This window comes from Paraburkholderia sabiae (assembly GCF_030412785.1).
Classification (GTDB): Bacteria; Pseudomonadota; Gammaproteobacteria; order Burkholderiales; family Burkholderiaceae; genus Paraburkholderia; species Paraburkholderia sabiae.
In genome coordinates, this window is the sequence record NZ_CP125295.1 from 4,499,780 (window position 1) to 4,519,557 (window position 19,778).

21 protein-coding genes and 1 pseudogene are annotated in these 19,778 nt (G+C 63.4%); 11 read left to right on the plus strand and 11 right to left on the minus strand.

What is annotated here, in order from left to right; all coding sequences use genetic code 11:
* The first annotated feature begins 11 nt into the window (after nucleotides 1–11).
* Nucleotides 12–992, plus strand: coding sequence for an ABC transporter permease (locus QEN71_RS20225; protein WP_233471790.1), 981 nt, complete (start codon nucleotides 12–14; stop codon nucleotides 990–992).
* A gap of 628 nt (nucleotides 993–1,620) precedes the next feature.
* Here QEN71_RS20225 and QEN71_RS20230 read toward each other — a convergent pair.
* Nucleotides 1,621–2,346 (minus strand): annotated as a pseudogene (locus QEN71_RS20230) (DeoR family transcriptional regulator).
* A gap of 222 nt (nucleotides 2,347–2,568) precedes the next feature.
* Here QEN71_RS20230 and QEN71_RS20235 point away from each other — a divergent pair.
* Nucleotides 2,569–3,006 (plus strand): DoxX family protein, encoded by a 438-nt coding sequence (locus QEN71_RS20235; RefSeq protein WP_201650328.1) that lies wholly within the window; start codon nucleotides 2,569–2,571, stop codon nucleotides 3,004–3,006.
* A 140-nt stretch (nucleotides 3,007–3,146) separates the two neighbouring features.
* Complete coding sequence (locus QEN71_RS20240) at nucleotides 3,147–3,419, plus strand: hypothetical protein (RefSeq protein WP_201650327.1); 273 nt, start codon at nucleotides 3,147–3,149, stop codon at nucleotides 3,417–3,419.
* A 106-nt stretch (nucleotides 3,420–3,525) separates the two neighbouring features.
* Here the strand turns inward: QEN71_RS20240 and QEN71_RS20245 are convergent, their stop codons facing one another.
* Complete coding sequence (locus QEN71_RS20245; RefSeq protein ID WP_201650326.1) at nucleotides 3,526–5,022, minus strand: MFS transporter; 1,497 nt, start codon at nucleotides 5,020–5,022, stop codon at nucleotides 3,526–3,528.
* An 88-nt stretch (nucleotides 5,023–5,110) separates the two neighbouring features.
* Nucleotides 5,111–6,421, minus strand: coding sequence for an MFS transporter (locus QEN71_RS20250; RefSeq protein ID WP_201650325.1), 1,311 nt, complete (start codon nucleotides 6,419–6,421; stop codon nucleotides 5,111–5,113).
* Between the two features lie 264 nt (nucleotides 6,422–6,685).
* Between QEN71_RS20250 and QEN71_RS20255 the strand changes: the two genes are divergently transcribed.
* A complete protein-coding gene (locus tag QEN71_RS20255; RefSeq protein ID WP_201650585.1) occupies nucleotides 6,686–7,411 on the plus strand; it encodes a response regulator transcription factor in 726 nt (241 codons plus the stop codon).
* A gap of 81 nt (nucleotides 7,412–7,492) precedes the next feature.
* Here QEN71_RS20255 and QEN71_RS20260 read toward each other — a convergent pair whose 3' ends face one another.
* On the minus strand, nucleotides 7,493–8,398 hold the full coding sequence (locus tag QEN71_RS20260; protein ID WP_201650324.1) for a dihydrodipicolinate synthase family protein: 906 nt from the start codon (nucleotides 8,396–8,398) through the stop codon (nucleotides 7,493–7,495).
* Between the two features lie 347 nt (nucleotides 8,399–8,745).
* Here QEN71_RS20260 and QEN71_RS20265 point away from each other — a divergent pair, with 347 nt between their 5' ends.
* The 6 genes from QEN71_RS20265 to QEN71_RS20290 all read left to right on the plus strand — a co-directional run bounded on the left by QEN71_RS20265 (nucleotide 8,746) and on the right by QEN71_RS20290 (nucleotide 13,682).
* Nucleotides 8,746–9,711, plus strand: coding sequence for a 4-hydroxyproline epimerase (locus QEN71_RS20265; RefSeq protein ID WP_201650323.1), 966 nt, complete (start codon nucleotides 8,746–8,748; stop codon nucleotides 9,709–9,711).
* A gap of 8 nt (nucleotides 9,712–9,719) precedes the next feature.
* Nucleotides 9,720–10,847, plus strand: a complete 1,128-nt coding sequence (locus tag QEN71_RS20270) for an NAD(P)/FAD-dependent oxidoreductase (protein ID WP_201650584.1) — start codon at nucleotides 9,720–9,722, stop codon at nucleotides 10,845–10,847.
* Nucleotides 10,840–11,112 carry a (2Fe-2S)-binding protein gene (locus QEN71_RS20275; protein ID WP_201650322.1) on the plus strand — a complete coding sequence of 91 codons (273 nt, stop codon included), beginning with the start codon at nucleotides 10,840–10,842 and terminating at the stop codon, nucleotides 11,110–11,112. Before QEN71_RS20270 ends, QEN71_RS20275 begins: the two co-directional genes overlap by 8 nt.
* Nucleotides 11,109–12,392, plus strand: coding sequence for an FAD-dependent oxidoreductase (locus tag QEN71_RS20280; RefSeq protein WP_201650321.1), 1,284 nt, complete (start codon nucleotides 11,109–11,111; stop codon nucleotides 12,390–12,392). The genes QEN71_RS20275 and QEN71_RS20280 overlap by 4 nt, the downstream gene beginning before the upstream one ends.
* 146 nt (nucleotides 12,393–12,538) lie before the next feature.
* Nucleotides 12,539–13,324 (plus strand): AraC family transcriptional regulator, encoded by a 786-nt coding sequence (locus QEN71_RS20285; protein ID WP_201650320.1) that lies wholly within the window; start codon nucleotides 12,539–12,541, stop codon nucleotides 13,322–13,324.
* A gap of 22 nt (nucleotides 13,325–13,346) precedes the next feature.
* A complete protein-coding gene (locus QEN71_RS20290) occupies nucleotides 13,347–13,682 on the plus strand; it encodes a hypothetical protein (protein WP_201650319.1) in 336 nt (111 codons plus the stop codon).
* Nucleotides 13,683–13,694: 12 nt separating this feature from the next.
* On the opposite strand, the gene QEN71_RS20295 is transcribed toward QEN71_RS20290, so the two are convergent.
* The 7 genes from QEN71_RS20295 to QEN71_RS20325 all read right to left on the minus strand — a co-directional run bounded on the left by QEN71_RS20295 (nucleotide 13,695) and on the right by QEN71_RS20325 (nucleotide 18,826).
* Nucleotides 13,695–14,006 (minus strand): hypothetical protein, encoded by a 312-nt coding sequence (locus QEN71_RS20295; protein ID WP_223962370.1) that lies wholly within the window; start codon nucleotides 14,004–14,006, stop codon nucleotides 13,695–13,697.
* Nucleotides 14,007–14,143: 137 nt separating this feature from the next.
* On the minus strand, nucleotides 14,144–14,482 hold the full coding sequence (locus QEN71_RS20300; RefSeq protein ID WP_201650318.1) for a hypothetical protein: 339 nt from the start codon (nucleotides 14,480–14,482) through the stop codon (nucleotides 14,144–14,146).
* A gap of 722 nt (nucleotides 14,483–15,204) precedes the next feature.
* Nucleotides 15,205–16,620 (minus strand): MFS transporter, encoded by a 1,416-nt coding sequence (locus tag QEN71_RS20305; RefSeq protein ID WP_201650317.1) that lies wholly within the window; start codon nucleotides 16,618–16,620, stop codon nucleotides 15,205–15,207.
* 107 nt (nucleotides 16,621–16,727) lie between these two features.
* Nucleotides 16,728–17,540: an SDR family oxidoreductase gene (locus QEN71_RS20310; protein WP_201650316.1), complete on the minus strand. Its 813-nt coding sequence runs from the start codon at nucleotides 17,538–17,540 to the stop codon at nucleotides 16,728–16,730.
* Between the two features lie 84 nt (nucleotides 17,541–17,624).
* Nucleotides 17,625–17,993 carry a DUF190 domain-containing protein gene (locus tag QEN71_RS20315; RefSeq protein WP_201650315.1) on the minus strand — a complete coding sequence of 123 codons (369 nt, stop codon included), beginning with the start codon at nucleotides 17,991–17,993 and terminating at the stop codon, nucleotides 17,625–17,627.
* Between the two features lie 8 nt (nucleotides 17,994–18,001).
* Complete coding sequence (locus tag QEN71_RS20320; RefSeq protein ID WP_201650314.1) at nucleotides 18,002–18,406, minus strand: hypothetical protein; 405 nt, start codon at nucleotides 18,404–18,406, stop codon at nucleotides 18,002–18,004.
* A 93-nt stretch (nucleotides 18,407–18,499) separates the two neighbouring features.
* Complete coding sequence (locus QEN71_RS20325) at nucleotides 18,500–18,826, minus strand: DUF190 domain-containing protein (protein WP_201650313.1); 327 nt, start codon at nucleotides 18,824–18,826, stop codon at nucleotides 18,500–18,502.
* Between the two features lie 167 nt (nucleotides 18,827–18,993).
* On the opposite strand from QEN71_RS20325, the gene QEN71_RS20330 reads away from it, so the two are divergent.
* Nucleotides 18,994–19,776, plus strand: a complete 783-nt coding sequence (locus tag QEN71_RS20330) for a class I SAM-dependent methyltransferase (RefSeq protein ID WP_201650312.1) — start codon at nucleotides 18,994–18,996, stop codon at nucleotides 19,774–19,776.
* Nucleotides 19,777–19,778: the final 2 nt, after the last annotated feature.

Here is a 19,778-nt window from a genome sequence, read left to right on the forward strand (position 1 = left end):
TGTCGTCTATCATGAACCAGACCGTGACTACCCCCAACGTCGTCGAAATCCCACCCGAAGTGAAGCCGCCCACGTGGCGCGCGAAGCTCTCGCGTAACCCGGAGTGGTTCACCGCGGCGCTGATCGTCGTGATGTGCGTGATCGTCGGCGCGATCAATCCGCGCTTCTTCCAGCTTGCGACGCTATTCGATCTGTTGCATTCGGCGACGACGATGTCGTTGTTCGCGCTCGGCGCGCTGACGATGTATGCGATTACCAAGGCCGTGTTTGCCTGGTGGCCGGATGCGCCGTTTGCGCTGATTCTCGTGGTCGGTGCGTTGGGCGGGATCGTGCTCGGCGTGATCAATGGATTGCTCGTGCATCGGCTGAAGGCGCCTTCGCTGATCGTGACGATCGGCACGCAGTATCTGTATCGCGGTGTGCTGTTGACGTTCGTCGGTACGACGTTCTTCATGAACATTCCGCATAGCATGGATCATTTTGGCCGTATTCCGCTGTTCTTCTATCACACGGCGGATGGGCTGCGGGCGGTGTTGCCGGCTTCGGTTCTTGCTCTGGTGCTTGCTGCTGTTGTCACCTGGTGGCTGTTGAATCGCACGATGATGGGGCGCGGTGTATATGCCATGGGCGGTAGTCTCGCGATTGCCGAGCGGCTTGGGTATAACCTTCGCGCTATTCATCTTTTTGTTTTTGGTTATACCGGGATGCTGGCTGGGATTGCAGGCATTCTGCATGTGTCGAATAACCGGCTTGCTAATCCGTTTGATCTTGTTGGGACGGAGCTTGATGTTATTGCTGCTGTTATTTTGGGCGGGGCCCGGATTACCGGTGGCACCGGTACTGTTGCTGGGACTTTGCTCGGTGTCGTGCTCGTTACGCTCATTAATAGCGTGCTTATTCTCGTTGGGGTGCCTAGTACCTGGCAGAAAGTTATTATCGGTGCGTTTATTCTTGTTGCTGGGACGTTGTTTGCTTTGCAACGCAAAGCGTAGGTTTTTTGTCTGCGACGCTAGTCGACATTTTGGTTTTGCTTTTGGCTGGCATCCGCGAATTCGTATCGGTGCTTCATGCGTTGCCCCTGTGCGGGGCGGCACCTACTTTTCTTTGCAGCGGCAAAGAAAAGTAGGCAAAAGAAAGCCGCTTCAAACCTCCGGTGCCTGCCAGGATAACGCCTCGGAACACGTTCTTTGAGCTGTCGCGCAGCGACGCCAACACTCCGTAGAAAGCCCGCAGTCAGACGCGCGCGGTGCGAAAAATGACATCCACCTGGAGCACATTCGGTCAGCACGTTTTCTCGCATTTGCCGTCAGTTGATTGCGGCGTTATGTGCTCCAGACTGTGTGCGGGGTTTTCGCGCTGTGCGCGGTTGACTGCGGGCTTTCTACAGAGTGCGGACGTCGCAGCGCGATAGCTCAACTGCGGCGTGCCGCGTCGCTGCCCTGACCGGCACCGGAGGTACAAAAGCGGCTTTCTTTTGCCTACTTTTCTTTGCCGCTGCAAAGAAAAGTAGGTGCTGCCCCGCACAGGGGCGACGCTAGCAGACCAAAAAGAAATCGCGGATGCCAGCCAAAATTCAAAAGCGAAAAACAGGAATGGCGCCTAGCGTCGCAGACAAAAAAATCACTTCTTCCGGGACACCTGCTGTCCTTTCTCAGTAATGATAGAAGTGAAGTCTTCGACTTTAGAAAACCGCACAGCCTTAACAACACCAAACTTGCTGCTATCAACAACAAGATGACTCTCGACGGCGCTAGCCATAGCCGCCTGCTTCAACGCAACTTCATGAAAATTCCAGCAAGTGACGCCTCGCGCGTCATCCACTCCGCCTGCGGAAATAAAAGCCTTATTGATCCCCATGCGCCGCAAAACCTCAATGCTCTCTTCACCTGAAAACGAGTCAGAAGAAGGCACATACACACCGCCGAGCAGAATCATCCGCACATTAGGCTTGCGCCGCAAAATCTCCGCGACATTCAGCGAATAACACACCACGGTCACATGCAGATCGTTAGGCAGAAGACGAGCGAGCGTAGTGAGCGTCGTACCGCAATCGATGAACAACGTCTCGTTGTTGCCGATCAGTTTCGCCGCCACCGCCGATGCCTCCGCCTTGGCCTGAGCGAAATGATCCTTTTCCTCTTCCAGCGAATAGCCGGCCGTGTTCGGCACATCCGTCGCGCTGACGATATACCCGCCCAGATACGTGAAATGCCCCGGACTCGCCGCAATGTCGCGGCGCACCGTCATCTCCTATACACCCAGCAGCGTCGCCGCATCGCGCAGGCGCATCACGTTCTGTTTGGCCAGCGCATCGGCGAGCACGCGCAGACGTTCAGTTTTGAGCATGGAATGGTCTCTTTAACGCGATGTTGAGCAAAGACGTGGCGCGTTAGATTTTGTTCGATTTCCTGAGAAGATTATAACAAGCCCGAACGGCAGCCTGTCGATGAATTTGCTCAATCGATCGCCTTGGAAAAGCGGGACATTCCACTTATTCTGACTTCAGCGCCCGGGAACTGATGACGTGCGGCCCGGTCTTCTGCTTAATTCAAATCAGGAGCCACATCCATGACGCGTCCCGTCGATTCCGGCGTAATCCTTCTTGCCCGCCTCGCGCTTGCCGTGCTTTTTCTGTGGGGCGGCGTGATGAAGCTGCTCGGCTACGCGGGCTTCGTCGGATATTTGCAATCGAAGGGCGTGCCGTTCGTGCAGGTTGCCGCGCCGATCGCCACGGCCGTCGAGGTGCTCGGCGGCATTTTTCTCGTAGTTGGCTTCAAGATTCGTCCCCTCGGGCTGTTCATGGCCGCTTACACGATCGCAACGGCCGTGCTCGGACACGACTTCTGGAACATCACCGATGCCGCCCTCCAGCGCGACATGATCATCCATTTCTGGAAAAACATCGGCATCGCGGGCGGCTTCCTGCTGCTGTTCGTGACGGGCGCGGGACGCATTAGCATCGACGGCGCACGCGCGCCACGCGGCGGACTCGGCAGCAGCCTGTGATCGTTGCGCGTACAGCGGCGTGCGAATACGCAATGCGCTATGTCCCTCGTCATGCAGACCGCGGCAGGAGCGGGCATCATTCGTGCAGCATTTCACGCGCAGCATCTGGGCAAGCCAAATTCGACTAAAAGGAGCACGCGATGATTCAAGCTTTTGACCAAACGATCAACGGCACGGTCATGCAGTTCTGCGCGAGCATCGGCGAAGGGCCGGTGCCGCATCGCGTGATCATCAGCCGCGCGGATTCGGCTGAAACGCTGGTAATCCTCGACGCAGCCGGATTGATCAGCTCGATCAAGGCGGAAATCGAAGAGCCGGAAAAGCTCGTCGCCGATGCGATCCGCAAGGTGCAGAGCGATGGGCTCATCGAAAAGGCGCTCGATACGGGCGTCATTCAGGAGACGTCGCTGTAATACCTGCTGCCGTTTTTGCACGCCGTTTTCACACGATGACACCCACGATGCCGCGCGCATCGTGGGTGTTGTGCTTTTGTGGCTTCGTGTGTGTTTCAGGCGTGCGTCATTCGCTGGCGCTTGCGGGCCGTGTGCGCCCGTCGCGTGTGCGCCTGTTCGACGCGTCGTGGGCGTGCGCCTCGGGATGCACGAGACAGGCAAGTCCGAGCGCGCATAGCAGGATGCCCGACGAAATCAAGGTCGACGACTTCAGCCCCGCCACCACGTGCGCCGCGCCCGCCGCGCTCGCGAGCGCGCCGAACGCCGCGACACCGACCGCGCCGCCCGCCTGCCGCGCCGTGTTGAGCACAGCCGACGCGGTGCCCGCGCGCTGTTTGTCGACGGATGCGAGCACCGCGGTCGTCATGGCGGGAACGGCGAGGCCCATGCCGGACGGAATCAGCAGAAACGGCACGAGCAGCGCCCACAGCGGCGACGCGGCATCGACGAAATGCAGCAGACCGTAGCCGAGCGCGGCCGTGATCGCGCCCGCGATCATCGGCACGCGCGCGCCGAAACGGCCGACCACCCAGCCGCTCGCGACGTTCGACACCAGAAACCCGCCCGTCAGCGGCAGAAACGCGAGTCCGGCCTGCAGTGCCGTTTCGCCGCGCGCATGCTGCAGATACAGGCTCAGCACGAACACGACGCCGTAGTAGGTGAGATTCACGCAGATGCCGAACAGCACGGCCGCGCTGAACGTGCGATTGCCGAAGAACGCGAGCGGCAGCATCGGCGTGTGGACGCGCCGCTCGGTGACGATGAACGCCGCCGTCGCCAGCATCGCAAGCACGAGGCTGCCGCCGACGAGCGGATGCATGAGCCCGAGCGGCCGCCATTCGATCACGGCGGCCGTGAAGGCCGTCAGCGCGACGATCGCGAGCAGCTGGCCGACGGGATCGATGCCGCGCGCGGCTTTTGCGTCATTCTGCGAGTCTTGGGCAGAGGCGGCCGATGCCGGCACCCACGCGAACGTTGCCGCCAGCCCGAGCGCGCAGATCGGCAGATTGACGAGGAAGATCGCGCGCCAGCCGAACGCGGCGATCAGCAGTCCGCCGATCACCGGGCCCGCCGCAATCGCAATCGCGCCCGCTGCCGTCCACAGGCCGACCGCGCGGGCGCGCAGCTTCGGATCGTGGCCGCACGCTTCGTTGAGCAGCGCGAGCGAATTCGGCAGCATCGCCGCCGCGCCCACGCCTTGCACGGCGCGCGCGGCGACGAGCAGCGCGGCATCGGACGCTAGCCCGCATGCGAGCGACGCCGCGGCGAACAGCCCGATCCCGCAAGCGAACATCCGCCGCGCGCCGAAGCGGTCGCCGAGTACGCCCGCCGACAGCATCAGCACGGCGAACGCCAGCGTGTAGGCGTCGACGATCCATTGCAGGCCCGTGACGTTCGCGTGCAGGTCCGCGCCGATCTTCGCGAGCGCAATATTGACGATGGTCACGTCGAGTTGCGTGACGACGAAGCCGACGCTGACCGTCGCGACGATGCGCGCGAGCGTCGGCGTGAAACGGGGTGCAGGAGAGGTATTCATGCGTCGATGATAGGGCGAGCCTGCCATGCGACGTTTCGGACCGTTTTGAAACGTCGATGTGACGTGCGGTCCGGAAGAGTGCAAGCGGCGTGCCGCGCACGCCGCTGCAAGAGCCTTACTGCTGTGCCGCTTTGTTCTTCACGCAGCACGCCGTCAAAGCGCCGACCACGCACAGCGCGCCGACGTACAGCGCGGACGCCATCGGGTTCGACTTCAGCATCAGCGAAACGACGATCGGCGTGAGGCCGCCGAACACCGCATACGCGACGTTGTACGAGAACGAAATGCCCGAAAAGCGCACGACGGGCGGGAACGCGTTGACCATCACGAACGGAATCGCGCCGATCACGCCGACGAACAGGCCCGCGACTGCGTAGAGCGGCACGAGCATCGTGCTGTCGACGGCGAGTTGCTGGAATAGCACGTAGTACGCGATGCCGAGCCCGAGGCAGCCGACGAAGATCGTGCGGCCCGCACCGAAGCGGCCCGCGAGCGAACCCGCCAGCACGCAGCCGATGGTCAGGAACAGCGTCGCGATGCTGTTGGCGAACAGCGCTGTTGCGGGCGCGATGTGAAACTGCTTTTGCAGCAGCGTCGGCGTCATCAGGATCACGACGACGATCGCGGCCGACAGCATCCACGTGAGCAGCATCGACACGATCACGGCGCGGCCGTGATCGCGCAGCACGGCCTTCAGCGGGATTTCCGCGGCCAGCGACTTGCGCTGCTTCATTTCGGCGAACACGGGCGTCTCATGCAGCCAGCGGCGCAAATAGACCGAAAACAAGCCGAACACGCCGCCGAGCAGGAACGGAATGCGCCACGCGAAATCGGTGATATCGGCGGGAGCGAAATGGCGATTCACCGCCGACGCCACCAGCGAACCCAGCAGGATGCCCGCCGTGAGACCCGCCGTCAGCGTGCCGCATGCATAGCCGACGTGGCGCTGCGGCACGTGCTCGGAAACGAACACCCACGCGCCCGGCACTTCGCCGCCGACGGCCGCGCCCTGCATCACGCGGAACAGGAGCAGCAGAACGGGCGCCATGATGCCGATGCTCGCGTAGGTGGGCAGCACGCCCATCAGCAGCGTGGGCAGCGACATCAGCAGCACGCTCAGCGTGAACATGCGCTTGCGCCCGAGCAGGTCGCCGAAGTGCGCCATGATGATGCCGCCCAGCGGCCGCGCGAGATAACCCGCCGCGAAGATGCCGAAGGTCTGCAGTTGGCGCAGCCAGTCGGGAATCGATTGCGGGAAAAACAGCTGTCCGATCGCGGGCGCGAAGAACACGAAGATGATGAAGTCGTAGAACTCGAGCGCGCCGCCGAGCGCGGCGAGGCTGAGCGTCTTGTAGTCGTTGAAAGTCAGAGGGCGCGCGTGCGCGATCTCTCCGGCGTGTGGTCTACCCAGTTCTGTTGCTTGCATTGCCTGTCTTATATGAATAGAAAAGCCGCGCGTTGCGCGCGGAGTACGGCTTCGTCAGGCGGGAAGTGCGGCAGTGCGGGGTAGGGCACGGGACACGGCACGCCGGCCCGGATAGGGCGGCGTGCTGACGATTTTTGGCCAACCCGGCATTTTACGCGATCGAAAGTGTCGCAGAATCTTTGCAAATTCAGACAAGTCTTATGGGCTTAACGATACAGCCTGAACAGAATCGCGATCCTGGATCAATTGTCGGGGGGACCCATGATGCGTATCGCCATTCTTCAACGCGACCCCATCCAAGGGAAGTTGCTGGAAAAAATCATCGTTCAGGCTGGCCACAGTTGCGCTCTATACGACGACGGCCTGACGCTCTCCAAGGTGCTCGCCCGCTCAACGGTCGATCTGCTCGTGCTCGACTGGCACGCGCTGCGTCTGTCGGGCACCGACGTGCTCAAGGCCGTGCGTTCCGTCGGCGGCGAGCGGATGCCGGTGATATTCGCGTCGGCGGATGACTCGGAAGAGAGCGCTGTGCGCGCGTTCGTACTGGGCGCCGACGACTACGTCACACTGCCCGCGCGCCATGCCGAATTCCGCGAGCGGCTCTGCGCGCTGCTGCGCCGGGCGTATCCGGAGCGTTACGGCAAGGACAGCTTCGACGTCGGGCCGTATCACTTCGATACCCGCCGTCAACTCGTCACGCTGCGCGGCGCGCCCGTGCAGTTGTCGGGCACGCAGTACCGGCTGGCGTCGCTGTTCTTTTCGAATATCGGCCGCGTGCTGTCGCGCGATCACATCTTCGCGATGGTGTGGGGCCGCGAGTTCCGCGAAGTGACGCGCACGATCGACAGCCATGTGTCGCGCCTGCGTCTGCTGCTGCAGATCGAGCCGCACAACGACTTCCGTTTGCAGCCGGTTTATAAGAGCGGATATCGGCTGTTGCATTTGCGCACGAATGAGGAAGTCGTCGTGCCGCATGCTGAGGCGGCCTGATTGCAGCGCTCACGCAATGTGAGTGGTTTTCGCGGCGGCTTCGGCCGCCGCTTTCTTTTTCAGCTTCCCGTTTTCAGCGAATCAAAGCTTCGGCAGTTCCGGCCGCGTTTCGATCGAGCGACGAATCAGTGCTTCGACAGCCTTGCGTTCGTCGCCGACGAGCGGCAGACGCGGCGGACGCACCGGCTCCGTGCCCAGCCCGACGATCGCTTCCGCCAGCTTGATGTTCTGCACGAGCTTCGCCGACACATCGAGCGCGAGCAGAGGCGCGAACCAGCGATAGATCGCGCGCGCTTCTTCGAGTCGTCCCGCCTTCAGCAGCTTGTAGATCGCGACGGTCTCATGCGGGAACGCGCAGACGAGTCCCGCGACCCAGCCGTGCGCGCCCATCAGAATCGCTTCCATCGCCAGATTGTCGACGCCGCACAGAACCGCGTAGCGGTCGCCGACTTCGTTGATCAGATCCGTCACGCGCCGCACGTCGCCGCACGACTCCTTGATCGCGACGATCTTCTTCTCGTCGGCGATTTCGGCGAACATCTCGGGCGTCATGTCGACGCCGTACGCGAGCGGATTGTTGTAGATCATCAGCGGCAGCGGGCTCGCGTCGGCGACCATGCGGAAGTGGTTCAGCGTCTCGCGCCGGTCCGACAGATAGCGCAGGCCCGGCAGCACCATGTAGCCCGCGGCGCCGCGTTTTGCGCCTGCTTCGGCCTGACGGCAGCCGTCGAGCGTGCTGTTTTCGGCGATCGTCAGCAGCACGGGAACGCGGCCGCGCGAGGCTTCGACGGCGATGTCGAGCACCTGCAGCTTTTCATCGAGCGACAGCGTGGACGCTTCGCCGAGCGAGCCGCACACGATGATCCCATCGACGCCCGCCTCGATCTGCGCGTCGATATTTTTGGCCGTCGCCGCGCGATCTATGCTGAAATCCGCGTTGAACTTGGTGGTGACTGCGGGCAATACGCCTTCCCAGATATGCGCCACGACTGCTCTCCTGAAAGTGATGAGTCGAGTGCAGTGTAAGCAGGGAATATTCGTGTGTCTTGCGTGAATCGCGCGTTCTGCGTGACGATTTCGGCATAGCGGTTGTGCGAGGGGAATCCCTGATTTACGGTGCTTTCGGTGTTCGATGCGTGTTTTGTGCAGCGCATGACGCAACAAGATAGCCGAAACGATGACGCGGTCTCGCCCGACACGAAGCGCTTCTGCCAAGAGACAAACTGCACGTCGCGCATCAGCCTGTGAACTCCGAAGGCAATCGTGATGTTATGCCGAAATCGTCACAATCCACGCGCAGCCGCTTCAAGACTCTGCGACGCCGCGTTCCTACCATGAGCAGCATGAAAACCTTGAACGTGATCGATTCGCACACGGGCGGTGAACCTACCCGCCTCGTCGTGTCAGGCGGCCCCGAACTCGGCGGCGGCACGCTCGCACAACGGCTCGACGTGTTTCGCACGCGCTTCGACGACTGGCGCGCGGGCGTCGTCACCGAGCCGCGCGGCTCCGATGTGGTCGTCGGCGCGCTGCTGTGCGAGCCGGATCGCAAGGAATGCGCGGCGGGCGTGATCTTCTTCAACAATGTCGGCTATCTGGGCATGTGCGGACACGGGACGATCGGGCTCGTCGTGTCGCTGGCACACATGGGGCGCATCGGTCCGGGGCGGCATCTGATCGATACGCCCGTCGGCATCGTCGAGGCGACGCTGAACGACGACCACAGCGTGTCGGTGCGCAACGTGCCCGCGTACCGCCATCGCAAGGACGTGACGGTCGACGTGCCGGGCTTCGGCGCGCTGACGGGCGATATCGCGTGGGGCGGCAACTGGTTCTTCCTCGTGTCCGGACATGGACGCTCACTGGACGCATCGAACATCGCCGAACTCACGCAGTTCAGTTCGGCGATCCGCGACGCGCTGATCGCGGCCGGGATCACAGGCACGAACGGCGCGCTGATCGATCACATCGAACTGTTCGGCCCGGGCTCGCGTGAAGGCCTCGACAGCCGCAGCTTCGTGCTGTGTCCCGGCAACGCATACGACCGCTCGCCGTGCGGCACGGGCACGAGCGCGAAGGTCGCGTGCCTCGCCGCCGACGGCAAGCTCGCGGCGGGCAAGGTGTGGCGCCAGGAGAGCATCATCGGCAGCGTGTTCGAGGCGAGCTACGTGGAAGGCGGCACGCACGAGGGCGTTGCTACCGTCATTCCGACCATCACCGGTTACGCGCACATCATGGCCGAAAGCCGCCTGTGCTTCGACGAGCGCGATCCGTTCGCGTGGGGCATCAGAACGGTATGACGGCGGGCATGACGGCCGATGTCGTGATCGTCGGCGCGGGCATCGTCGGCGCGGCGTGCGCGGCGGAACTCGCGGCGCGCGGGCTGAACGTGACGGTGCTCGACGCGCGCGGCATCGGTGGCGGCGCGACGGCGGCGGGCATGGGACATATCGTCGTGATGAACGACACGCCTGCGGAATTCGCGTTGAGCCGTTATTCGTGCGACTTGTGGCTCGAACTCGCGCCGCAGTTGCGAACGCGCGACGCGTTCTCGCGCTGCGGCACGCTGTGGGTTGCCGCCGATGCCGAAGAACTCGACGCCGCGCGCGCCATGCACGCGGCCTACGCTGCACAGGGCATCGCGGCGGAAATGCTCGACGAGCGTGCGCTGTACGACTGCGAGCCGTCGCTCGCGCCGGGCATGGCGGGCGGATTGCGCATCGAACACGACAGCATCGTGTATGCGCCGTCCGCTGCGCAATGGCTGCTCACGCAGTCGCCGGGCGCTGCGCGCATCGACGTGCGGCTGGATGCGCCTGTCGCGAATGTCGGTGCTCATCAGGTCACGCTGGCGAATGGCGAGCGGATCGGCGGCGCGCATGTCGTCGTCGCGAACGGATTGCAGGCGCGCGAACTTGTGCGAGGCTTGCCCTTGCAGCCGAAAAAAGGCCACTTGCTGATCACCGACCGTTATCCGGACTTCATTCGTCATCAACTGCTCGAACTCGGCTACATCAAGAGCGCGCATCACGCGACGGGCACCTCCGTCGCGTTCAACGCGCAGCCGCGGCCCACGGGACAATTGCTGATCGGCTCGTCGCGTCAGTTCGATACGACGGACGCCGCCGTCGACATGCCCGTGCTCGCCCGCATGCTGCAACGCGCGGCGCGCTATCTGCCCGCACTGCCGACGCTCAACGGTATCCGCGCCTGGACGGGTTTTCGCGCGGCGTCGCCCGATGGCATGCCGCTGATCGGCCCCGCCGGCGATGCCGCGCCGGGCGTGTGGCTCGCCGTCGGTCACGAAGGGCTTGGCGTGACGACATCGCTCGGCACCGCGCAGTTGCTCGCCGCGCAGATCACGCAGACGGCAGCCGCGATTGCCGCCGATCCGTTTTTGCCCGCGCGTTTCGAATTCGGAGCGTGCCATGCGTGATGCGCTTCTTTCACACGTTCGTCTGACGATCGACGGCGAATCTATCGAGGTCGAAAAAGGCGCGACCATCGCCGCCGCGCTGGCAATCTGCGGCGCGAGCGCATCGGGCACGCGCACTTCCGTGAGCGGCGAGCCGCGCGCGCCGCTGTGCGGCATGGGCGTGTGCCAGGAATGCCGCGTCACCGTCGATGGACGCGCGCATGTGCTCGCGTGTCAGACCTTGTGCCGCGACGGCCAGAACGTGCAAACCACGAGGCCGCGATGAACGATCAGCACTTCGATATCGTCGTCGTGGGCGCGGGACCGGCAGGTCTTGCCGCTGCGCGTGAAGCCGCGCAGGCGGGCGCGCGCGTTGCCGTGCTCGACGACAATCCGCGCGCGGGCGGTCAGGTGTGGCGCAACGGGCCGGCGCATCCGCCATCCGATGCACTGAGCGCGCTGCTGCACGGCATCGCCGCGAAGGGCAACGTGACGCTGACGTGCGCCGCGCGCATCGTCGCGCCGCTCGACGGACGCCGGTTGCTTATCGAATCGACGGAATACGGCGGCGCGTGCATCGGCTACGACCGCCTGATTCTCGCGACGGGCGCGCGCGAGCGGCTGTTGCCCTTCACCGGCTGGACGCTGCCCGGCGTGACGGGCGCGGGCGGCCTGCAGGCGCTGATCAAGGGCGGCGTGCCCGTGCGCGGCGAACGCATCGTGATCGCGGGCAGCGGGCCGTTGCTGTTCGCGTCGCTCGCGACCGCGCGTGCGGCGGGCGCGCGCGTGGTGGCCGTCGTCGAACAGGCGACGCTCGCGTCGGTGATGCGCTTCGGCCTCTCGCTCGCGGCGACGCCCGCAAAGCTCGTGCAAGCAGCGCAACTGACGCGCGGCTTGACGGGCTTTCGCTATCTGACGTCGAGCGTGGTGCGCGCGGCGCAGGGCGATGGACGCGTCGAACGCGTGATCGTCGAACGCGAAGGCGGACGCAGCGAGACTATCGATTGCGACCGCATCGCGTGCGGTTACGGTCTGGTGCCGAATACGACGCTTGCCCGCGCGCTCGGTTGCGCGACGCGCGACGACGGTGCGATCGCCGTCGACGATGCGCAGCGCACGTCCGTCGCCGATGTGTTTGCGGCGGGCGAGTGTACGGGCATCGGCGGAATGGAGCGGGCACGCGTGGAAGGACGGATTGCAGGTTTCGGCGCGATCGGCGTCGAACCCGAGGATGGGTTGAAGCGCGAACGCGCGCGCTGGCAGCGATTCGCGGCGCGCGTCGATACGGCCTTCACGTTGCGCGACGGAGTCAGGCAACTGCCCGCCGACGATACGCTGCTGTGCCGCTGCGAAGACGTGTCGGTTGGCGAGGTGCGCGCGCAGCGCAACTGGCGCGATGCGAAGCTGCATACGCGCTGCGGCATGGGCGCGTGTCAGGGGCGCATCTGCGGCGGCGCGGCGCAGACGTGGTTTGGTTGGGACGTGACGCAGGTTCGTCCGCCCATTCATCCTTCGCAGATCGGCACGCTGATGCTCGCTGCGCAGACAGAAGACAACGCCGATTGACCGATGCTGGCCGATTGACGCGCGCATCCAATGCAGGCGCTCACGATTTTCTTCCCCAAAGCGCGCCGCCCTATAATCGATCAGCCCCGCGCGTGCCTGCCGCGGCCATCTTCACGTCCTCGCCGTCCATGCATGGAATTCGCACGATGAACACGTTCGCTTCTGCGCTCGATGCGCCAGTTGGGCTCGATTCGGGCGATGCTGCGCTGGCCGGCATGCTCTCGCATTTCGCGCTGCTGGAACCCGTCTTCGACGCGATGCCCGACATCGTGTTCTTCGTGAAGGATGCGCAGGCGCGCTATGCGCTCGTCAATCGCACGCTCGTGTCGCGTTGCGGATTCAAGGAGAAGGAGAAACTGCTGGGCAAGACGGCCGAGGACGTGTTCCCGAGCCGCTTCGGCCGCATCTACACGGCGCAGGACAAAGCCGTGATCCATGTCGGCAGCCAGATGGTCGATCAGCTGGAACTGCACCTGTATCCGGGCCGGCAGCCCGGCTGGTGCCTGACCTGCAAGCAGCCTTTGCGCGATTCGGAGGGGCGCGTCGTCGGGCTGGCGGGTATTTCGCGCGATCTGCGCGCCGACGAAAGCAGTCACCCGGCGTACAGCCGGCTCGCGACGGTCGTCCAGTATCTGCAAGAGAACTACGTGCAGCCGCTCAATCTGAAGCAGCTTGCCGCGATGGCCGATATGTCGGTGGCGCAGCTCGAACGATACTTCCACAAGGTGTTTCATCTGACGCCGCGTCAGGTGCTGCTGAAGACACGGCTCGATGCGGCGACGGCCTTGCTCGTGTCGCACGACAAGGTCACGGACGTCGCCGCGCTGTGCGGCTACACGGATCACAGCGCGTTCACGCGGCAGTTCAAGGCAACCGTCGGTGTGACGCCGACTGAATACCGGATGCTGTTGCACGGCACGTCGCGCGGTTAATGGGCCGATCAGTCAGCGAACGATGCCCGTGCGCCGTCAAAAGCTTCGCTACTACGTGTACGTGGTTGCGCTCGACGATACCGTCTGGAACGAGGCGCGCTTTCGTCGCGCGAATCCCGATTATCGGTTCGAACGTCCGTGCGTGTATGTGGGGATGACGGGACTGGACCCGGATCTGCGCTTCGACCGGCACAAGGCGGGCATCCAGTCGAATCGCTATGTGCGGGACTTCGGTTTACGGCTGATGCCGGAACTGTACGACGTATTCAATCCGATGCCTTACGACGGTGCGCGCGACATGGAGGTCGAACTGGCGATCGGGTTGCGCGAAGCAGGCTACGCGGTCTGGCAGGCGTGAGACTGCATCGGCTTATTTGACGCCGAGTCCGCGCAGAATGGCGTTGCCTTCGGGCGTCAGACGAATGTGCGATTCGCCGGCATCCGTGGCGACGGTTTCGACGAGGCCAGCTTCCTGGAGCGTCGGAATTTCTGGTTTGGCGAACGCGGCCATCGGCGCATGCAGCAGGAGCAGCAGCGTCGCGAGTTCATGCGGGCTCAGGAGCCGGCGCAAAATGTTCGTCTTCTTCGGCGCTGCCTTCGTGGCGGCGGCCTGCGCGGATGCGGCCGGTGAGCCGGCTGCGATGCGCTGAGTCAAGTCGTTGCGGTCTTTGTAGTAATCCATCCTTGGCACCTTGAGCAGAACGCGGGTCAGTGTCAAAGACGAATGCTGACGGGCAAGACTTAAACGATTCTTAAACCATCCGCGCGACGGCCTTGCGGGCGCGTAAAAGTTGTTACACCCAGTTACGCCGTTCGCGCTCAGGGCGCGCATTCCTTGCTAGCGCCTTCGATCCACAGATTGGACGTATTGCGTTTGCCAGCGTAGTAGCGGAACGTCGTGCCGCCGTTGTCGGCGCGGACCTTGACGATGTTGGATTCGCCGAAGTCGAGCATCTGGCCTTGCGGAATCGGCGTGGTCTTGACGGGGTTGTCGTGCTTTGCCGCGGCTTGCGTCATGCACTGGATGACGTCGCTGACGGGGCGACTCGTCATGTTGTCCTTCATCGGATCGCCGGCATCGGGGTTGTGCGACGCCTGATATTGCGCGCAGGCGGCGAGAAACAGCGGAACGGACAGGGTAACGGCTAGCTTCCTCATAAGTCTCCTTCGTCGATGGGTCGACGTTCGCGTGTGCGGAACCGCAAATGAATCGGGGAATTATATCGGTGCAAGCGTTATGCCTAAGGTTTTTGCGCAGCAGGGGTGTGCGTGGGTTTTGGTGTTTTGGTTTTTGCTTTTGGTTTTTGGCTGGCATCCGCGAATTCGTATCCGTACTTCACGCGTTGCCCCTGTGCGGGGCGGCACCTACTTTTCTTTGCCGCTGCAAAGAAAAGTAGGCAAAAGAAAGCCGCTTCAAACCTCCGGTGCCTGCCAGGATAACGCCACGGCGCACGTTCTTTGCGCTGTCGCGCAGTGACGCAAACACTCCGTAGAAAGCCCGCAGTCAGGCGCGCGCGGCGCGAAAGATGACATCCACCCGGGGCACATTCGGTCGGCACGTTTTTTTGGCTTTGCCGTCGGTCTGATTGCGGCGGTATGTGCTCCAGACTGTGCGCGGGGTTTTCGCGCCGTGCGCGGTTGACTGCGGGCTTTCTACAGAGTGCGGAAGTCACTGCGCGACAGGTCAACTGCGGCATGCCGTAGTGCGAACCTGGCGGGCACTGGAGGTTCAAAAGCGGCTTTCTTTTGCCTACTTTTCTTTGCCGCTGCAAAGAAAAGTAGGTGCCGCCCCGCACAGGGGCAACGCATGAAGCACAGAAAGCAAAACGCGGATGCCAGCGCAACAACAGCAACACCAAACACCAAACACCAAACACCAACTACGACGCCTTAGTCGTCACCTCCCGCTTACCGCGCACTATCTCATCCCCAGCATCAGCCGCCAGCCTCCTGGTAACAGGAATAGAAGCAACCGAACACAACCCGACAACCACAAACGCGGGCCAGAAATCCGACCACTGCAGAGCGGCATGCCCATGCAACGCCCGCGTAATGGACAGCACAATACCGGCAACGGTCACACCAAGCCCGAGAGAAATCTGCTGCACGACACTACCGAGGCTCGTCGCGCGGCCCACGTCACGGCTTTCGATCTCGGCGTAAGTCATCGAGTTGAGACTTGTGAATTGCAAAGCAGGAAAGAACCCGCCGAGCAACACGATCACCCAGATCAGCCAGGTCGGCGTGCCTGGAAAGAACCCGCCGCACGCGGCAATGGCAATGCCGGAATAAGCGGCGTTGTACATCAGCACCGTGCGAAAGCCCCAGCGGCGCAACACGGTCGCGGCCATCGTCCGCATGAACATGCCGCCGAATGCCGATGCGCACGTAATCAGCCCCGATTCGAAGGCGCTCATGCCAAGCCCTTCCTGCAGCACGAGCGGCAGCAGAAACGGCACGGCGCCCAGGCCGATCCGAAACAGCGAGCCGCCCAGCACGCTCGCCTGAAACGTCGGCACGCGGAAGAACCGCAAATCGAGCAACGGACGCTCGGCGCGCCGCGCATAGAGCACATAAATGCCAAGCATCACGGCACCGACCAGCGTCATCACAGTCGCCGTCGTGACGCTCACCAGCTCGCCGTCGGTGAGCGACAGCCCCAGCAGAAACAGCGACGCGCCGCCCGCCGACAGAATGAATCCCAGCCAGTCGAGCGGACCGGGATGCGGCTCGCGCGTGTTCTTGATGTACTTGTTCGTGAGCCAGATGCCGAGAATGCCGACGGGGATGTTGATGAAGAAAATCAGCCGCCAGTGCAGATATGTCGTGATGAAGCCGCCGAGCAGCGGTCCCGCCGCAGGGCCGAGCATCGCGGGAACGCTCAGGTAGTTCATCGCGCGCACGTACTCCGAGCGCTCCACGACGCGGAAAATGATGATCCGTCCGACGGGCACCATCATCGCGCCGCCGACGCCCTGTATGAAGCGCGCGACGGTGAACGTGGCAAGCGATGTCGACGCCGCGCACAGCAGCGAGCCAACCACGAAAATGCCGATCGCCGTGCGAAACACCGAGCGCGCGCCGAATCGGTCAGCCAGCCATCCGCAAACGGGAATGAACACGCCGAGCCCCAGCACGTAACTGGTGACGGCGATTTTCAGCGTGACGGGATCCCGGCCGAAGGCGCGCGCCATTTCGGGCAGCGCAGTGACGATGACGTTCGCATCGACGCTCTCCATGAACATCGCGCAGGCGACGATGACGGGAGCGATAAAAGCCTTGATGGCAAGCAGCACGGGCGGCGAGCGATGTAAGTGAACGTTGATTATTGCATAGCCCGTGCGCTAAACGCCATGACGTTGTAGTGACAACAGGTCGTGACAACAGCGGCAACGTGCAGCGCTTACAGCACGGCAAGCCACCCGCCGTCGACGTAAATGATCTGCCCGTTCACATAGCTCGATGCCGCCGACGCCAGATACACCGCCGTGCCGACCAGTTCTTCCGGCTTGCCCCAGCGTCGCGCGGGATTGCTGTTTTTCACCCATGTATCGAACGATTCGTCGGCGACGAGCGGCGCATTCATGTCGGTGAGAATGTAGCCGGGACCGATCGCGTTCGCCTGAATGTCGTGCGCGGCCCACTCGGCGCTCATCGCGCGCGTCAACATCTTGATGCCGCCTTTCGCCGCCGTGTACGCGCCGACCGTCGCGCGTGCCGCTTCGCTCGTCAGCGAGCCGATGTTGATGATCTTGCCGCCCGCGCCGCGCGCAATCATCCGCCGCGCCGCCTCGCGCCCGACGATGAACGCCGCCGTGAGATTCGTATCGATCACGCGGCGCCAGTCCGCGAGTTGCAGATCGACGAGCGGCTGCCGGAACTGGATGCCCGCGTTGTTGACGAGAATGTCGACGTGTATTCCTTCGCGATCCCAGCCGGCGAAAGCGGCGCTGACGGCGGCTTCGTCGGTGACATCGAAGGCGACGCCGAGCGCGCGATCGATCGTGCGGCCATTCGCGCGGCCGCTTGCGCGCAGCAACTCGGGCAAGCGCGCATTGAGCGCGGCGACGGCGTGCTCGACGGCTTCTGCACGCGTGCCGTTCAGGATCACGCGCGCGCCCGCCTGCGCGAGTCCTTCCGCGAGCGCGAGACCGATGCCGCGCGTCGAGCCCGTGACGAGCGCCGTGCGGCCATTCAGGTCGAATAATGTCGACATGGAGTTCCTCGTCGTCGAAGTGAACGGGCAGGATAAGCGATCGCGTGCAGCGGCGCTGCGAATCGCGCAGCGTTTCGTGCCCGGCTAGCTCGAGTGGCGTTTGAACAGGCCGTGGTGCTTCGGCGGAGTAGCGGCTGCATCGTCGCCGATCCAGCCGAACTCCACGGGCATGCGCGTGAAGAACACGTGCACGTTCGCCGCGCGCACGATGTCGAGCAGGCGATCCGCTTCGTCGTCCGTCGTGGCGAGAATGATCTGCTGCGGCTGGTCGCTGAGCGACAGCGCATGCGCTGCGTGATGCGCGCCTTCATGACCGACGCCCTGCGCGCAACTGACGACCGTCGCGCCGCGAATTCCGAGCGCACGCGCTTCGTGCAGCAGCCATTCGCACACGGTTTGATGACCGTGCTTGCGGCTGCGCTCGGTGAAGAAGGTCAATTGACAGCCGTTCATCGCAAGGCTCATCGGCGCGCGTGCGAAGTCGAAGTCGCAGAAGCAGACGGTGGTTTGCCGCCCGCATGCGTCGCATGATGCTGCGCGTAATCGACTGCTTCGATCAGCACCGGAGCGATTTCGCCGACGCGTTCGCGTGGAATGCGTATCTCGACCCATTCGGGCATCGCGGAGCGGCCATAGGGCTGAAAGGCGAACGCGCGGCCTGCATCGACCAGCATCGCCGCGCGTTCCGCGGGCAGCTTGATGCCGATGCCGCTGCCGTACACACAGAACACGAGCTGCGAACCGACGAAGGCGGCAGGGCAGCCGAACATCGCGCCGGCGCGCAACGAGGGGTCTTTGTCCTGAATGCAAGCGAACACCGCATCGAACAGCCCGACATCATGCAAGAGTCTTGGCTCTGTTTTCATCGCGTTTCTCCTGTCGCCGGATTCGCGTTGCAGCGCAACGGGTGCGCGTGTCGATCAGTGTGTGCGTGCAGACCTGAACCAGATTACGCGCTTTCACGGAACGCCGCTGCCGAGCACCTCGTATTCGACTGCGCAGCGCGTGTAGAAAAGCGGCACGTTGCCTAGTCGCAGACGCTCGAGCAGTGCATCGACGCGCGCGCTTTCTCCTGCGAGCGTGATGGCGACGGGCTGATCGGCGAGTTCGACGAAACGCGCCGCGTGATATTTGCCGTGCACGTCGACGCATTCGCTGACCTCGACCACCGTGGCTCCCTGAATGCCCGCCTGGCGCGCTTCTTCGAGGATCCAGCCGACGGTTGTCTGATGGTGCTTGCGTGGGCCCGTGGTGGCCGCGAACACGGTGAGCTGGCTGCCTTGCATCGCCGATCTCCATGCGCTCTGGATGCGCTGACGTGTGACTACGATTATCGCGCTGCGCTTGCGCGCGTGACAGTCTTGCAAGAGCGATGCCCGTTCTTCACGCGATGCGGCACTGCGTCATCTGGGATCGTTCACAATGAGCGACTTCGACCCAACAGAGCGCTGCCATGACCCACGACACGCCCCATGTCCACCACGCCGCGTCCGAAGGCTATACGAAGGGTGCCGACACCTACGCGAAAGGTCGCCCCGACTATCCGCCGGAACTGGCCGCCTGGCTGAAGGATGAACTGGCGCTCGGGCCGGGCAAGATCGCCGTCGATCTCGGCGCGGGCACGGGCAAGTTCACACCGCGCCTCGTCGAAACGGGCGCGCAGGTGATCGCCGTCGAACCCGTTGCGCAGATGCGCGAGAAGCTGGCCGCCGCGTTGCCGCAGGTCGATGTGCGCGAGGGCACAGCGCAGCGTTTGCCGCTCGACGATGCAGCCGTCGATGCCGTGCTCTGCGCGCAGTCGTTTCACTGGTTCGCGTCGCGCGAATCGCTTGCGGAAATTCGCCGCGTGCTGAAACCCGGTGGGCATCTCGGTCTCGTGTGGAACGTGCGCGATGCGCGCGTGCCGTGGGTTGCGCAACTCGACGCCATCGTCAATGCGCGCGAAGGCGATGCGCCGCGCTACCACACGGGCGAATGGCGAAACGCCTTTCCCGCCGATGGTTTCAGTGCGCTGGAAGAGCGGCACATGCCGCATGGACACACGGGCTCCGCCGAAGATGTGATCGTGACGCGGGTTCACTCGACGAGCTTCATTCTCGCGTTGCCGCCCGAACAATGGGCGGAAATCGAACGCGACGTGCGCGCGCTGATTGCATCGGAGCCGTCGCTTGCCTCGTGCGATGTCGTGACCGTGCCGTATGTCACGTATGCGTTCCGCGCGACGCGGATCGATTGATA

Bases quoted from the DNA above. Each gene is read 5' to 3' on its own strand.
- QEN71_RS20315 (WP_201650315.1), bottom strand. From the start codon at position 17,993: ATGAACGGCTGTCAATTGACCTTCTTCACCGAGCGCAGCCGCAAGCAC.
- QEN71_RS20285 (WP_201650320.1), top strand. From the start codon at position 12,539: ATGAACACGTTCGCTTCTGCGCTCGATGCGCCAGTTGGGCTCGATTCG.
- QEN71_RS20330 (WP_201650312.1), top strand. From the start codon at position 18,994: ATGACCCACGACACGCCCCATGTCCACCACGCCGCGTCCGAAGGCTAT.
- QEN71_RS20225 (WP_233471790.1), top strand. From the start codon at position 12: ATGAACCAGACCGTGACTACCCCCAACGTCGTCGAAATCCCACCCGAA.
- QEN71_RS20290 (WP_201650319.1), top strand. From the start codon at position 13,347: ATGCCCGTGCGCCGTCAAAAGCTTCGCTACTACGTGTACGTGGTTGCG.
- QEN71_RS20310 (WP_201650316.1), bottom strand. From the start codon at position 17,540: ATGTCGACATTATTCGACCTGAATGGCCGCACGGCGCTCGTCACGGGC.
- QEN71_RS20270 (WP_201650584.1), top strand. From the start codon at position 9,720: ATGACGGCCGATGTCGTGATCGTCGGCGCGGGCATCGTCGGCGCGGCG.
- QEN71_RS20320 (WP_201650314.1), bottom strand. From the start codon at position 18,406: ATGAAAACAGAGCCAAGACTCTTGCATGATGTCGGGCTGTTCGATGCG.
- QEN71_RS20300 (WP_201650318.1), bottom strand. From the start codon at position 14,482: ATGAGGAAGCTAGCCGTTACCCTGTCCGTTCCGCTGTTTCTCGCCGCC.
- QEN71_RS20245 (WP_201650326.1), bottom strand. From the start codon at position 5,022: ATGGCAGGCTCGCCCTATCATCGACGCATGAATACCTCTCCTGCACCC.
- QEN71_RS20265 (WP_201650323.1), top strand. From the start codon at position 8,746: ATGAGCAGCATGAAAACCTTGAACGTGATCGATTCGCACACGGGCGGT.
- QEN71_RS20255 (WP_201650585.1), top strand. From the start codon at position 6,686: ATGCGTATCGCCATTCTTCAACGCGACCCCATCCAAGGGAAGTTGCTG.
- QEN71_RS20250 (WP_201650325.1), bottom strand. From the start codon at position 6,421: ATGCAAGCAACAGAACTGGGTAGACCACACGCCGGAGAGATCGCGCAC.
- QEN71_RS20280 (WP_201650321.1), top strand. From the start codon at position 11,109: ATGAACGATCAGCACTTCGATATCGTCGTCGTGGGCGCGGGACCGGCA.
- QEN71_RS20240 (WP_201650327.1), top strand. From the start codon at position 3,147: ATGATTCAAGCTTTTGACCAAACGATCAACGGCACGGTCATGCAGTTC.
- QEN71_RS20235 (WP_201650328.1), top strand. From the start codon at position 2,569: ATGACGCGTCCCGTCGATTCCGGCGTAATCCTTCTTGCCCGCCTCGCG.
- QEN71_RS20275 (WP_201650322.1), top strand. From the start codon at position 10,840: ATGCGTGATGCGCTTCTTTCACACGTTCGTCTGACGATCGACGGCGAA.
- QEN71_RS20325 (WP_201650313.1), bottom strand. From the start codon at position 18,826: ATGCAAGGCAGCCAGCTCACCGTGTTCGCGGCCACCACGGGCCCACGC.
- QEN71_RS20295 (WP_223962370.1), bottom strand. From the start codon at position 14,006: ATGGATTACTACAAAGACCGCAACGACTTGACTCAGCGCATCGCAGCC.